This is a genomic window from Aneurinibacillus sp. UBA3580, from assembly GCF_002375825.1.
Taxonomy (GTDB): Bacteria; Bacillota; Bacilli; order Aneurinibacillales; family Aneurinibacillaceae; genus Aneurinibacillus; species Aneurinibacillus danicus.
The window spans coordinates 44,832-58,428 of sequence record NZ_DFMZ01000060.1; the positions used below are offsets into that span (position 1 = coordinate 44,832).

14 protein-coding genes are annotated in these 13,597 nt (G+C 46.8%); all 14 read right to left on the reverse strand.

Annotation, left to right across the window (positions count from 1 at the left end):
- Window positions 1-726: DUF4910 domain-containing protein (locus B2899_RS09650; protein ID WP_286885361.1), on the reverse strand; the 726-nt coding region annotated here is incomplete at its 3' end.
- A gap of 33 nt (window positions 727-759) precedes the next feature.
- Window positions 760-1,812, reverse strand: a complete 1,053-nt coding sequence (gene pseI / locus B2899_RS09655) for a pseudaminic acid synthase (RefSeq protein WP_286885363.1) — start codon at window positions 1,810-1,812, stop codon at window positions 760-762.
- 36 nt (window positions 1,813-1,848) lie between these two features.
- The gene (locus B2899_RS09660; RefSeq protein WP_286885365.1) at window positions 1,849-2,574 is read right to left on the reverse strand and encodes a glycosyltransferase family protein; all 726 of its coding nucleotides are present in this window, start codon (window positions 2,572-2,574) and stop codon (window positions 1,849-1,851) included.
- 27 nt (window positions 2,575-2,601) lie between these two features.
- A complete protein-coding gene (locus tag B2899_RS09665; RefSeq protein WP_286885367.1) occupies window positions 2,602-4,515 on the reverse strand; it encodes an NAD-dependent epimerase/dehydratase family protein in 1,914 nt (637 codons plus the stop codon).
- Window positions 4,502-5,077, reverse strand: coding sequence for a GNAT family N-acetyltransferase (locus tag B2899_RS09670; protein ID WP_286885368.1), 576 nt, complete (start codon window positions 5,075-5,077; stop codon window positions 4,502-4,504). Before B2899_RS09670 ends, B2899_RS09665 begins: the two co-directional genes overlap by 14 nt.
- Window positions 5,070-5,759 (reverse strand): HAD family hydrolase, encoded by a 690-nt coding sequence (locus B2899_RS09675; protein ID WP_286885369.1) that lies wholly within the window; start codon window positions 5,757-5,759, stop codon window positions 5,070-5,072. Before B2899_RS09675 ends, B2899_RS09670 begins: the two co-directional genes overlap by 8 nt.
- Before the next feature lie 488 nt (window positions 5,760-6,247).
- Entirely contained in the window at window positions 6,248-6,385 is a 138-nt protein-coding gene (locus tag B2899_RS09680) for a hypothetical protein (RefSeq protein ID WP_286885370.1), read from the reverse strand.
- A 76-nt stretch (window positions 6,386-6,461) separates the two neighbouring features.
- Window positions 6,462-7,469 (reverse strand): UDP-glucose 4-epimerase GalE, encoded by a 1,008-nt coding sequence (galE, locus tag B2899_RS09685; protein WP_286885372.1) that lies wholly within the window; start codon window positions 7,467-7,469, stop codon window positions 6,462-6,464.
- Entirely contained in the window at window positions 7,466-8,368 is a 903-nt protein-coding gene (gene galU, locus B2899_RS09690) for a UTP--glucose-1-phosphate uridylyltransferase GalU (protein WP_286885373.1), read from the reverse strand. The genes galE and galU overlap by 4 nt, the downstream gene beginning before the upstream one ends.
- Window positions 8,365-9,759, reverse strand: coding sequence for a sugar phosphate nucleotidyltransferase (locus B2899_RS09695; protein WP_286885376.1), 1,395 nt, complete (start codon window positions 9,757-9,759; stop codon window positions 8,365-8,367). Before B2899_RS09695 ends, galU begins: the two co-directional genes overlap by 4 nt.
- A 116-nt stretch (window positions 9,760-9,875) precedes the next feature.
- A complete protein-coding gene (gene glf, locus B2899_RS09700; RefSeq protein ID WP_286885378.1) occupies window positions 9,876-11,039 on the reverse strand; it encodes a UDP-galactopyranose mutase in 1,164 nt (387 codons plus the stop codon).
- 4 nt (window positions 11,040-11,043) lie between these two features.
- On the reverse strand, window positions 11,044-11,535 hold the full coding sequence (locus B2899_RS09705; protein ID WP_286885380.1) for a hypothetical protein: 492 nt from the start codon (window positions 11,533-11,535) through the stop codon (window positions 11,044-11,046).
- On the reverse strand, window positions 11,532-12,470 hold the full coding sequence (fcl, locus tag B2899_RS09710; RefSeq protein ID WP_286885383.1) for a GDP-L-fucose synthase: 939 nt from the start codon (window positions 12,468-12,470) through the stop codon (window positions 11,532-11,534). Before fcl ends, B2899_RS09705 begins: the two co-directional genes overlap by 4 nt.
- Window positions 12,471-12,496: 26 nt before the next feature.
- Entirely contained in the window at window positions 12,497-13,588 is a 1,092-nt protein-coding gene (gmd, locus tag B2899_RS09715; RefSeq protein WP_286885385.1) for a GDP-mannose 4,6-dehydratase, read from the reverse strand.
- Between the last annotated feature and the right edge of the window lie 9 nt (window positions 13,589-13,597).

Here is a 13,597-nt window from a genome sequence, read left to right on the forward strand (position 1 = left end):
CTCTTCCCCGAAACGGTGCAAATACGCGATGCTGCCTATCGTTTCCGGAGCAAACACGAACCGGTACGTAAAACGGCGTTTCTTCCATCGCGCCAATCTACGATACAGAAACGCCGCCGTAATCGGGCCGCTCAACTCATTATTGGCAAGGGAAGGATGGCAAACATACGAGCTAATCAAAATTTCTTTATCCGTTTTACCTGGCAAAATCGCATGGGCGGTAGTCAGTTCACCGTTCACGAATTCTGAATCGATATAGGCGTGATACTCTCCTTCTTCCGGAAGATTCTCATAGATACGGTACGGTAAGCAAAAACCCCAGCGTCGTTTATAGTAAGAGATTACATATGGGGTGGCCTCCGGAAGATGCGGAATGGTGTGAAGATGCGGGCGCAATTCTTCCAGCGAAAGCCTGGCGTTTATAGGCCCGCTGTAGTTAATCACATGCAGATTACTGTCGGAGAAATCAATAATTTTCTCTCCGTCCGGCCCTTTCAGCCACGCCTCACGAATGCGCCATTCTTTCGGAACCTCCCAGTCGAAAATTCGGGTTCCGCTTGGCGTACTAAACCGCTGTAGCGGCATATACTCGTTTAGAATATCCAGCGTCTGCCGAAGTCCCGGTCCCGTAATACTACGGCAGAGCGGAAACAATCGGTCAAACAACTCATCCATCGCTCTTGTTTCAGCCTGCTTACTTACTTCATTCAATACATTGGTTGTCATTTGAGGCCATCTCTTTTCTATCATCAATCTTTCTTATAACAGCTCCCATGTCAGCGGAGTTCCGCGCTTCACATCACACTTTACGGTTTTCCCCAACAGCGTCTCGTAATGTTTGGGAGCCAGACCTGCTCCTGGACGAATGGCGCGGACATTTTCTTTTGTCAGCACATCCCCTGCTTTTAAGTCTTTGACAATATACAGAGAACGGCGGTGTTTTAGCGATGGTTTCTCTGTTTCTGTTGGCCCGTAGCTAATTCTGCCAAGCGCCTGCCAGGCTCGTTCTGTCTCTACTACCAAAGCTCTCAACTCATCCGGTTCCATAGAAAAAGCCGCATCGACGCCCCCATCCGCTCTAGAAAGTGTGAAATGTTTCTCGATCACTGTTGCTCCTAAAGCCACACTTGCCACGGATACACCAGTCCCCATAGTATGGTCGGACAAACCAACCTGACAGCCGAACAGTTGCTGAAGGTGCGGCAATGTACGAAGGTTGGTGTTTTCCGGTGTGGCGGGATATGTACTAGTGCACTTCAGCAGAATAAGATTCTGGCATCCTGCTTCTCTAGCAGCACGAACCGTTTCATCTAACTCAGCAATGGTTGCCATACCTGTAGAGATGATAACCGGCTTGCCAGTTGCAGCTACTTTGCGAATCAAAGGCAGGTCAGTATTTTCGAAGGAAGCGATTTTATACGCCGGAACATCAAGCGATTCGAGAAAGTCAACCGCCGTCTCGTCAAACGGTGTACTAAAAGCCAGCAGACCCAGTTCACGGCAGCGGTCGAAAATCGGTTTGTGCCATTCCCAAGGTGTATATGCTTCCTGATATAACGCATAAAGGGAATTCCCCTGCCACAAGCTGTTCGGGTCTTCAATATAGAAGTCGCCTTCCGTAATGTCGAGTGTCATGGTATCAGCCGTATATGTTTGCAGCTTCAACGCATGCGCACCTGCCCTGGCGGCGGCTTCTACGATCGCAAGCGCCCGCTCTAACGATTGATTATGGTTTCCCGACATCTCGGCAATAATAAACGGTGGTGAATCGGGCCCTATTTTTCTTTCTCCGATCATAATCGTATCAGTCATCTTTTTATCACCCAGAATTCATAGTAAATGATGCAACTATATAACAGGCTTTTGTTCGATATGGGCATTCAACGCAGCTATTTCGGGATGCGCGAGCAAATAATCAACGACTTTTCGCGCAGAGACATATTTATCTCCGGTAAACTGATTAGCAATGGCTGTAAGCAAAGCGTAATCTTCCTCCGTATCCAGCGTAATACGCAACTGCGGATGGCGCAGCGAATCTGGCACAGTGATTGCAGTGGAGGTGAACTTCTCCGGGAATTCATACGCATAATAGGTTACATGTTCGCGGTGCCGGCTTTCTTTCCCATGCGTATACATATGCTCTAACGCGGAAAAAGATATGATCTCACTGGCCAATCCGCGCGGCAATTCTCCCTCAAGTCGGACGATATCACACGGATGCTCCCGCATAGCAGCAACCATCTGTCCGGCAAGCTCATAATCAATAAACGGACAATCTGCCGTAACACGAATCACATAATCCGGATGGTACAGCTTGGCGCAGGAATAATAGCGGTCAAGCACATCATCTTCGGAGCCTCGGTAGCATACCACACTGTTTTGTTTACACCAATCTGCAATTTCATCATCCTGCGATAATACGGAGGTAGCTACAATGACTTCCGCAACTTCAGGAAACCGGCGGCATCGAGATACAACATAATCAAGTTCCACCGTATTCCCCAGCGGTTTCAATACTTTACCCGGCAAGCGGGACGAACCCATACGAGCCTGAATAATCAGGATGGTCTTCATAATACTCGCCTCTTCTTTGGAAAAATTCTAAAGCATAACGTCCTGCGGATAACGAATCATCGTTTTCTCTTCAACACTGCGAATAAATGGATACGAAGAAATATCGGTACCCATGGCTTCTAAATACGTCCAATAGAAGCTATCCAGTCCGGCAGCAAGACTCAACGTAGAAGCTCCCCCGAATCGCGGGTTGCACTCTACGATATGGAAGGATCCATCCGGTGCCACAATAACCTGGAAGATTACATGCCCATATAAGCCCAACTCTTCGGCAATATTGGCACACAGACGTTCCAATTCCGGATATGAAACGGTTGTTGTTACCTGGGATTCTCCGTTTACTACTAGCTCTCGCCTGCGGGCAACAACGCCTTTTACCTGCTTGTCCGCATCTATATATAAATCTACGCTCATTTCATCGCCTTGAACATAGGGCTGATAAATGGGTTCCTGCAGCATACCTGCATGGGAAATAGCCTCGTTTCGTGTCAGATTCAAACCGATACTGTGTGAGCCTGCACCATATCTTTCTTTCACTACATACCTTTCAGTTGAAATCCTTAACACATCTAGTGCCGTCTGAATTACAGGATATCCTCTCCTGTCTAATTCTTGAAAGAATGTTTGCTTATCAAGACAAATCTCAATACTTTCTTTATCAGAAACCATCACCCAAATTCCTTCAGCCGCCAACCGTTCTTTCTTATCCGCAAAATATGGAAGCTCCCCATCCCGTGTCGGAATAATCAACCCGATATTGTGCTCCTTGCAGTATGCAATCAATTGCTCAGCAGACAATTCGGTCAGACGAGGCATCAACCAGAACTCATCCACGAAATGCTGTCCGATGCAGCGACCATCAATATCCCCACCGTATAACTTCGCTCCTCCGCCTACCTTGCGTAATGCTGAAGCAACGGCACGAAGTAACGGAACTTTGCGAGAGATACTGGTGACAAGCACATTGTTTCGTACCGTCTCCTGCTGATGGAACTCTCCCTGTCGTCGCTCTTTCTCAAACTCAATCAGTTCCGGAATCACATCTTCAATCTGGCGTTCCGGCTTCCAGCCTGTCCACGCAAAAAAACGTTCCATATTCGCTTGCGAAGCTTCATACAGGATATCGCTTTCTTTCTCTTCCACTTCCATATCCGGAAAATGCTTACGTAGCACGTCCAACACTTCAGAGACACGGCGCGCCCGATCGTTTCCAAGATTAACTACGCCCGTCGCTTCACTCGTCCCCAAGCGGATTAATCCTTCAGCTACATCACCGGCATAAATGTAGTCAAACATCCCTTCTTTCTTATATACAGTCAGTTTTTCCCCTTGTAGCAGTGCCCGCACCCAGCGGGAAATAACATCGCGTGAGTTCTTTCCGTATACGCGAAAGATACGAGCGTACACGGTACGAAACGTCGTATACTGCCCGTGGAATTCTTCAAGGAAACGCAGTTCCATCTCATGCATCAACTTGGCTGCCCCGCAAATGTTGCGCGGCTTAATCGCGTCTTCTTCCTTTAAACGAACCGCCGTCTTCGCAGGTTTCTCGAAGGTATACAGTTTCGGATTATAAATAAGATAACTGGAGGCAAATACAACCTTTTTCATTGACGGGCAATCTTTCAGGCACGTCATTAAATGGTTGCTGAGTTGCACGTTATGACGGTAATTCTCTTCCCAGAAATCATAGGTTTCGATGGATCGCTCAAACGTGGCCGCCAGATGGAAGAAATACTCCGGCGCAAACTCTGCCAGCTCTTCTTTGGTAATATAATTCAAATCTCCCTGTCTGTACTGGATATCCTGCGGCCAATGCGCCGGGCGGGACTTTAAATCCCCCACCAGAATACGAGCACCCATCCGGTGCAGTGTCTCTACCAGCACAGAACCGATTACACCTGCGCCGCCGCTGACAAATATGCGTTTATTCTTCATCATTCCAATACTCCTTCAGGTAACCGTGTAATAAGGAATCTACAAACTGTCCATGAATATATACATGCTGTTTCATTCGTCCCTCCAGTCGGAAGCCGAACTTCTCCAGGATGGAGATATGGTAGGGACGTATGTCAAACGTTTCCGTAAACAACCGATTAAATCCTAATTCTTTAAACGCAACGACCCGCATGAGAGACAGAAAAGCCAGGAAATCAGCTTCATATGCATCTTCGTATATTGTTCGCACCGGATTCAACAAAAAAGAAATTTCTGCCCGCCCGGATATCCAGTCGATGTTCGTCAAACCACCGTACCCAATGAATTCTTCACTGTTAAAAAAGCTAAACAGCATAATTTTCGGCTCGTCCTGCGTAAAAGAAGGCTGTACTACACTACGGTAATACCGCATCTGATCCTTATCGGTCAACAACCGATTCTGCCGCAGCACGTCCATCTGTGCATTTCGCCACTCTTTAATTAAAAGCATATCTTGCTCTCGAATGGAACAAACTGAGTACCCATTTTTTTCTTGATATCGGTCTTGAGATAGATGTTTATACACGCGAGTTCATCTCCTCTGCCAATTCGTCCAGTGAATAAATGATACGATCAGCTTCCTGCCAATCTTCCAATATAGTCTGCATATGGTCCCCAATGGGTCTGATAATCCGAATGGTATGCATGCCCAGCTTACGTGCCGTACAAAAATCTTTATGTGGGTTATCCCCTATATACACGCATTTCTCGTAAGAAAGCCCAAGACATTCTACAGCTTTCCGGTACGGAATCTCGCTCGGTTTCCAGCATTCCCGTCCTAAATCATCACTCACTATAATGCATGACACACGCTTATCCAGACCAAGCGCACGGATTTTCCGCCACTGTACCTCACGTGCCCCGTCCGTAATAATGCCTACTTTTTTCTCTTCTCTCTCCAGAAGAGACAGAAGCCGTTCTGCGTCTTCATACAATGCAAGCACAGGCTCATGCTGACGGTACGCCTCTACTGCTTTTGCGATTTCCGCCTCTATATTAAAACGCCGGCACACTTCATCGAAGATGCGCCCTCTTCCGTTTCGCTCCCATTCATCGATCATGGACCGATAGATCGCCTCATATGCTTTTACATCATGAAACTCCGATAACCAGTGAGCTACAGCCCGAAAACCGGATCGTACATACTCATGCTCACAATATAACGTATCATCCAGGTCAAAGATATAACCTTGAATATCTTTTCTCATGCTTCCATCCCAATCAAATTATATTCCTGCAGCAGCAGATACAGATTGCGATCCGTCAATCCAAGCGCACCAGATGCGCATCCCAGCACGAACCAGTCATGACTTCCATTATAATAATTCGGAGAGACGTTAAGAGCAATTTTTGCCTTTCTAAATACGTCAAGCGTCTCCTAATAAGAAACTACCCCATGATGAATTAGATTTGACTTATTCAACAATTCTTGATCTGTGAGCCAGCCAAAAAAATGAATATGCTCCTCTTCTATCGCTTCTATGATTTTTTTGCGTTTATAGCTTCTTATGTACGCATTCACAGCCATAAACACAAAGCGAACACCATTCTCATCGAGTTGAAACCCCCGCGTTTGCAGATATTGACGCACTACCTGCAGCACAGGTATATTCAAGTCCTACATGCCAATAATATTGGCAAAAAACGTTCCGAACGAAATCGTAAAATCAGGATGCTCCGCAACCCGCTCGTTCAGCTAGTTGTTGTCTTCTACAATTCCGTATCTTTTTATTTCACAACCAAGCCGCTGGAAACTTTCTTCTATTTTTTCGATGAAATGGTCGATGGAACTGTATTCCAATTTATCGTTTCCGGTCAGGATGCCAATTCGCATAGTGTTGCTCCTCTCTCCTCATTCATACTACTAATTTCGGCATTTTTCAGTCGAAGCTGCACAAAAAGCGATGAAATTATCTCATCGCTTCGAAAGAGATATATCCGTCTGGATGATGAAGGTGCCATTTCCAGGCTGTATGGATAATTTTTTCTAAGTCATACTCTGTCTTCCATCCAAGCTTGTGTTTAATTTTGTCAGCCGAAGCCACCAATCTCGCCGGATCACCGGGTCTCCGTTCCGCATATTCTATGTTCGCTTTCCGTTCAGTCACCTTTTCACACATACGGATTACTTCCTGCACAGAATATCCGCAGCCGTTTCCAAGATTATAAACTTCACAGGTCTGCTCACCCTTGTTCCTGAGCACTTCTTCAAGCGCAAGAATGTGGGCCTTTGCCAGGTCTGTCACATGAATATAATCGCGAATACACGTGCCATCCGGTGTAGGGTAATCCGTTCCGAATATCGAAATATATGGCCGCTTGCCCAGCAGATGCTGGAGAATCAAAGGAATCAGATGTGTCTCATTGCGATGATCCTCACCGATGTTACCTGACTGATCGGCCCCTGCCGCATTGAAGTATCGCAATACAATATACTGTAGTCCATAAGCGTGGGAGAAGTCTTCAAGAATTTGCTCCACCATTACTTTAGAGCGTCCATAAGGATTAATGGGGCGGACCATAGTCTCTTCCGTAATATAGTCCGTATCAGGAATTCCGTAAGCGGCTGCCGTAGAGGAGAAGATAAAGGAAGAAACACCATACGCACACATGGTCTTGAGAAGGGTAAGCGTGGCTGACACGTTATTCTCATAATATTTCAGCGGATCCGCCACCGATTCACCGACCAGGCTGTTAGCGGCAAAATGCATGACCGCTTCCACAGAATAACGAGAAAATAACCGATGTAAATCGCTTTCGCTTCCCAAATCACCTTTAATAAATACTGCCCGCTCATCTACCGCCGCTCTATGTCCTGTCGATAAATTGTCTAATACAAGCGTTTCATATCCTGCATCGCACAATTCTTTAACCGCATGGCTGCCGATATAGCCGGCTCCTCCGACAACAAGAATCAATTTACCACTTCCTCCTTTACCCGGTTGAGCACGTCTTTCCACTGCTCGTTCTCTAAATACTGAAGTACCTGAGCACGTAGCTCCTCATGTTGCAACGCAAATTCAATCGTTGTCTTGATGAACCCCATCTTTTCGCCCACATCATAACGTTTTCCTTCAAATTCATACGCATAAATCACTTCATGGCGGTTCAATTGACTTAAAGCATCCGTAAGCTGAATTTCACCACCCGCTCCCGGCTTTTGAGTCTCCAGCAATTCGAATACTTTCGGGGTTAAAATATAACGTCCAAGAATGGCAAGATTGGAGGGGGCTTCTTCCATTTTCGGCTTCTCTACAAGAGAATTCACGTTATACAACCGGTGTCCAAGCATCTGCCCATCCACAATTCCGTAGCGGGACACTTCCTGTTCCGGTACCGGCTGCACTCCAATGATGGAAGCTTTATACCGGTTATACATTTCAATCATTTGCTGCAGGCATGGCTTTTCCGCATGCACAATATCGTCGCCGAGCAGAACCGCAAACGGCTCATCTCCGATAAATTTGCGCGCACACCAGATCGCATGTCCTAATCCTTTCGGTTCTTTTTGGCGAATGTAGTGGATATCGACCATCCTGGAAGATTTCTGAACTTCCTCTAGTAAAGTGAACTTACCCTTCTCTTTTAAGTTAAACTCGAGTTCGAATGAGTTATCGAAATGGTCTTCAATAGCCCGTTTGCCTTTTCCCGTTACAATGATGATATCTTCAATTCCAGAAGCGACTGCCTCTTCCACAATGTATTGAATAGTCGGCTTGTCGACAATCGGAAGCATCTCTTTCGGCATCGCTTTCGTTGCCGGAAGAAATCTCGTGCCAAGTCCTGCCGCCGGAATAATCGCTTTTCTCACTCTCATGATTTTAATCCCCCAGTCTGTACACAGATTGCTTTAATTTCATCCCACGTCATACACAGACGAGTGATATCTTCTTCTATAAGCTCACTGCCCATCTGCACCTCAATGAATTCTAAATCGGTCTCCGCATAAATCGCATGTTTTGCTCCTTTCGGAATTTGCAGCACATCACCCGGTTTTACAGGATAAATCCGATCATTTAGTGCGAACATCCCTTCACCCTGAACAATTGTCCATACTTCGTTCCGTTCGCGGTGAATTTGATAGCTCAAATTTCTTCCGGCTGCGATTCCGATTCGTTTAGTTAGCACCTGCTGACCATCGTCTGTCTTATGATAATCGAGTACCCGATACCACCCCCATCTACGCTCTTCATACATCGGCCTTTGCCCTTCCACCTGTTTCACGACATTCTTAATGGCAGGACTGGCGGCTTTATCCGCGATTAACACACCATCTGGGCTGGCGGCAACAACAATATCGGAGAGGCCCATAATTATAACTGGAATCCCTAATTCATTGATAAGATGAGCATTGCTTGATTTTCCGTACACAATGCCTTTTCCTATCACACCCATGTCCATCTCTTCCGTCAGGGTATTCCAGGTGCCAAGGTCTTTCCATTCCCCTTCATATGGAAGAGCGACAACGTTTGACGCTTTCTCAACCACTTGATAGTCAAAGCTAATTTTCGGAAGGTCTCCGTAACTCTCAAGCAAAACCTGATAGGAAACAGGCCATCCATTTTCCATAAGCAAATCAAGCATAAGCCCAAGCCGAAACGCAAAAACTCCACAATTCCAGAGCGCTCCCTGTTCTATCAAGTCTTTAGCTTGCTCTTCATCAGGCTTCTCAGTAAAATGGCTAACTTCGAGATAGCCGGCACCCTCGTTATATTGTTTGGGTGAAGGAACAATATAGCCATACTTCTCCGAAGGGTACGTAGGGGCAACACCCATAAGCGCCAGTTCTGCTCCAGAAGCGGAAAGAGCGGAGTCTAGTTCGTGCAGTTTCTCGAAAAACGCCGTATCTACATACGGATCAACCGGAAGCACAGCCACCGTCTCCTCCGTGTCCACTCCCGCTACAGAAAACAAATACGAAGCAGCCAGGGCAATCGCCGGAAACGTGTCCCGTCTCTCGGGTTCGACAATCAACGGAACTTCACCGCCAAGCTGCGCTTGCAGCATATCCACCTGAGAAGCACCCGTTGCGACAAACGCCGATGAAGCAAGCCCAACCTCTTCCAGTTGGCCCCATACACGCTGCACCATGGACTGCATATCTCCGTTTTTGCTTTTCAACACTTTTAAAAACTGCTTGGAACGTGTATCGTTAGACAGCGGCCAAAGCCGCTTGCCGGAACCGCCTGACAATAAAACAAGCTTCATAGAAAATCCCTCATTTTCTTTTTCTCTTACTATAGTTTCGGCAGAATCGCTTCATTATTGTAGTCATGAAAAAAAGCGATGAACAGAACTCATCGCTTGTAAAGTAAGACGTTTGTTTATTCGCGGTGTTGCGCGATTTTGTCACGGAATACTTTCAGCGCCTTAGCCACCACCGCGTCCATATCGTAATAACGGTACTCCGCCAATCTTCCGACCAGTAAAAGCTGCGGATATTCCCTGGCCTCGGCTTTGTATTTCTCGTACAAAGCCAGCGGCTCAGGCTGCACATACGGATAATAAGGAATGCTTTGCTCTTCTGTATGGCGGTTGTAAGGCTGCGGATATTCCTTCACAATGGTTGTATGCGGATGCATCTGACCAGTCAAATGCTTAAATTCGGTAATACGGGTAAATGTGTAATCATTCGGGTAGTTGACTGTTCCCACTTCCTGAACCGTTTTCTCCGGCAGAGTAGAAAATTCAAAGCGCAAGGAACGGTAAGGAAGTTCACCATACTTGTAATCAAACAACTCATCAATCATCCCCGTATAGATCAACTTGCCTGTAAATTCCTGGTCAAACGCAAAAATTGCCCCTTCTTTTATCTCCAACACTTCGTTGAAATTCGTATTCAGCATCAGCTTAATATTCGGGTGATCAAGCATCTGCTCAAACATTCGCGTATATCCCTCTTGCGGCATCGCCTGATACGCATCCTGGAAATACCGATCATCACGCGAAATATACACAGGTACGCGCCCTGTCACTGCCGGATCCATCTCCTCCGGCGTCACGCCCCATTGCTTCATCGTATAATGCAAAAACACTTTTTCATAAATGTAATCTGCCAAAAACTTCAACTGTTCATCGTCTGCTTCCCGAAGCTTCAGAATCGGCACTTTCACATTGTAACCGAAATGCCCAATTAGCTTTTCTTCCAGCGATTGTGCCAGGCTCGACGGAAATACTTCATGAAGCGTATTTAAGTTAAATGGAATCGGTACCTTCTTCCCGTCAATCACGCCGAGTACACGATGATGGTATAAGCGCCACTCCGTAAACTGCGATAAATATTCCCACACCTCTTTTATACGGGTATGGAAAATATGCGGTCCGTACTGGTGAACCATCAAGCCATCAGCATTGTAGCGATCATACGCATTACCTGCGATATGATTGCGTTTTTCAATGACAAGTACCTTCTCATCCAATTCACGCGCGATTCGTTCTGCCAGGACCGCTCCCGCAAACCCCGCGCCCACAATAATATAGGAAAACATTCCGCTACTCCCCTTTCCTCTCTAATTTTTTCAGTTTCCATGGAAGCAGCAGGACGACCGCAATCCCTACGACTCCGGCACACAACAGAGATACTGCGGACATGAGTATATTCTTTATCCCCATCCACCGAATCCGCCCCGGGCTAACCTCCCAAATATCCGAAACCAGATTACAAATGAAGCGCTGCTTCGCTCTTAACGTCAATGAAAAACGCAGGACGTTAAAAAATCCGGCACCCGTAATATTTGTAACAGGGATAAGAATTCCATCGAATGCTTTTCCTTGCAGCTCGGCCACTTTATTTCGTGCCTGAAACCCTTCCTTATATGGATAGACGTATACCTTTTTAATACTTTTGTATTTCTCTACCAGTTTTACGCTGTGCTCGTGTGTCAGCATATGTATCTCATAACCAGGAAATTTCTTTTCAATTTCAACCAGATTTTTATCCAGTTGCTGCATGCTGGCCGAACGAATAATCAGCAACGTCTTCATATGGTCTGCTCCTTGTACCATTCATACGTGGCGGCAATTCCGTCCCGTAGCGAAATCGAAGCGTTCCAGCCAAGCGCCGAAAGCCGCGACACATCCAGCAACTTCTGCGGCGTTCCGTCCGGTTTATCTGGATTTAGCACGATTTCTCCTTTATAGCCCACGATGTCGCGAATCAGCAGCGCCAATTCATGAATCGAGATGTCCTTACCTGTTCCCACGTTTACGAAAGCGCCTGTTTCCTCATGTGTATACCGTTCCATCACATACACGCAGGCATCCGCCAAATCATCCACATGGAGGAACTCGCGACGCGGTTTTCCTGTTCCCCATAACTCCACCATAGGCGTACCTTGCTCCTTCGCTTCATGGAACTTGCGAATAAGCGCAGGCAGTACGTGTGACGTCTCCAAATCGAAATTATCGTTTGGACCATACAAATTCGTCGGCATCACCGCCAGAAAATCCGTTCCGTACTGCTTATTGTAGTACTGACACATCTTCATTCCGGCGATTTTCGCAATCGCATACGGTTCGTTCGTCGGCTCCAGTTTGCCTGTCAGAAGATGTTCTTCCCGCATCGGCTGCGGGGCAAATTTCGGGTAGATGCAGGAGCTTCCCAGAAACATCAACTTCTTAACTCCGTGCGTATACGCTGCGTGAATCACATTCGTCTGCATCGCCAGATTACTGTAAATAAAGTCAGCCGGATACGTACGATTCGCATGAATCCCGCCTACTTTCGCCGCTGCCAGGAACACATACTCTGGCTTTTCTTCCGCAAAGAAAGCTTCTACATCCGCCTGCCTGCGTAAATCAAGTTCCCGACTGGTACGATAGATTACATTCGTATACCCGGAATGCGCAAGTTTTCGGCAGAGAGCCGATCCTACCAGCCCACGGTGCCCAGCTACATATATTTTTGCGTTTTTCTCCATCCCATCACGTCCTGTTTCGTTCGAGACTATTCAAAATAGCGGTTCACACGGAATCCCTCATTCTGACAGAGCATGTCCCGGCGCGCTTCTTCAATATCCGCCTGCACCATTACACGAACAAGCTCCCCGAATGTTACTTTCGGCTCCCAGCCCAGCTTTTGTTTCGCCTTCTCCGGATTACCAAGCAGTAAATCGACTTCTGTTGGACGAAAATAGCGGGGATCAACTTCTACCAGTATACGTCCGTCTCTCTTATCCACGCCTTTCTCCTCAACACCACTCCCCTGCCACTCGATTTCAATGCCCGCTTCCGCAAAAGCCAGTTCTACAAACTCACGTACCTGATGCGTTTGTCCGGTTGCTACGACGTAATCGTCCGGCTTCTCCTGCTGCAGCATCAACCACATCGCTTCTACATAATCTTTCGCATGGCCCCAGTCACGCTTTGCATCCAGATTCCCCAGGTATAACCTGTCCTGCAATCCAAGATGAATGCGCGCCACCGCCCGGGTAATTTTCCGTGTAACAAATGTCTCACCCCGTAGCGGTGATTCATGATTAAATAAGATTCCGTTACAGGCAAACATATTGTATGCTTCCCGGTAATTCACCGTAATCCAGTACGCATACAGCTTCGCAGCCGCATATGGACTGCGCGGATAAAACGGCGTGGTCTCCGATTGCGGCGTTTCCTGCACTTTACCGTATAGTTCGCTTGTCGATGCCTGATAAAACTTTGTTTTATTCTCTAACCGCAAAATCCGAATCGCTTCCAACAAACGAAGCGTACCGAGCGCATCCGCATTCGCCGTATATTCCGGCGTCTCGAATGACACTTGCACATGACTCTGCGCCGCCAAATTGTAAATTTCATCTGGTTGCACATCTTGAATAATGCGGATTAAGTTAGTCGAATCTGTCATATCACCGTAATGCAGAAAAAAATTCACATCTTCTTCGTGCCGGTCCTGATATAAATGGTCAATACGCGCCGTATTAAACAAGGAGGCACGCCGTTTGATTCCATGTACTTCATATCCCTTTTCCAGCAACATCTCCGCCAGGTACGCGCCGTCCTGACCTGTTACTCCTGTGATCAACGCCCGTTTTCGTGTCATCGCTTATAC

Bases quoted from the DNA above. Each gene is read 5' to 3' on its own strand.
- B2899_RS09705 (WP_286885380.1), bottom strand. From the start codon at position 11,535: ATGAAGACGTTGCTGATTATTCGTTCGGCCAGCATGCAGCAACTGGAT.
- glf (WP_286885378.1), bottom strand. From the start codon at position 11,039: ATGTTTTCCTATATTATTGTGGGCGCGGGGTTTGCGGGAGCGGTCCTG.
- B2899_RS09675 (WP_286885369.1), bottom strand. From the start codon at position 5,759: ATGAGAAAAGATATTCAAGGTTATATCTTTGACCTGGATGATACGTTA.
- B2899_RS09680 (WP_286885370.1), bottom strand. From the start codon at position 6,385: ATGCGAATTGGCATCCTGACCGGAAACGATAAATTGGAATACAGTTCC.
- fcl (WP_286885383.1), bottom strand. From the start codon at position 12,470: ATGGAGAAAAACGCAAAAATATATGTAGCTGGGCACCGTGGGCTGGTA.
- galU (WP_286885373.1), bottom strand. From the start codon at position 8,368: ATGAGAGTGAGAAAAGCGATTATTCCGGCGGCAGGACTTGGCACGAGA.
- B2899_RS09665 (WP_286885367.1), bottom strand. From the start codon at position 4,515: ATGATGAAGAATAAACGCATATTTGTCAGCGGCGGCGCAGGTGTAATC.
- B2899_RS09695 (WP_286885376.1), bottom strand. From the start codon at position 9,759: ATGAAGCTTGTTTTATTGTCAGGCGGTTCCGGCAAGCGGCTTTGGCCG.
- gmd (WP_286885385.1), bottom strand. From the start codon at position 13,588: ATGACACGAAAACGGGCGTTGATCACAGGAGTAACAGGTCAGGACGGC.
- pseI (WP_286885363.1), bottom strand. From the start codon at position 1,812: ATGACTGATACGATTATGATCGGAGAAAGAAAAATAGGGCCCGATTCA.
- B2899_RS09660 (WP_286885365.1), bottom strand. From the start codon at position 2,574: ATGAAGACCATCCTGATTATTCAGGCTCGTATGGGTTCGTCCCGCTTG.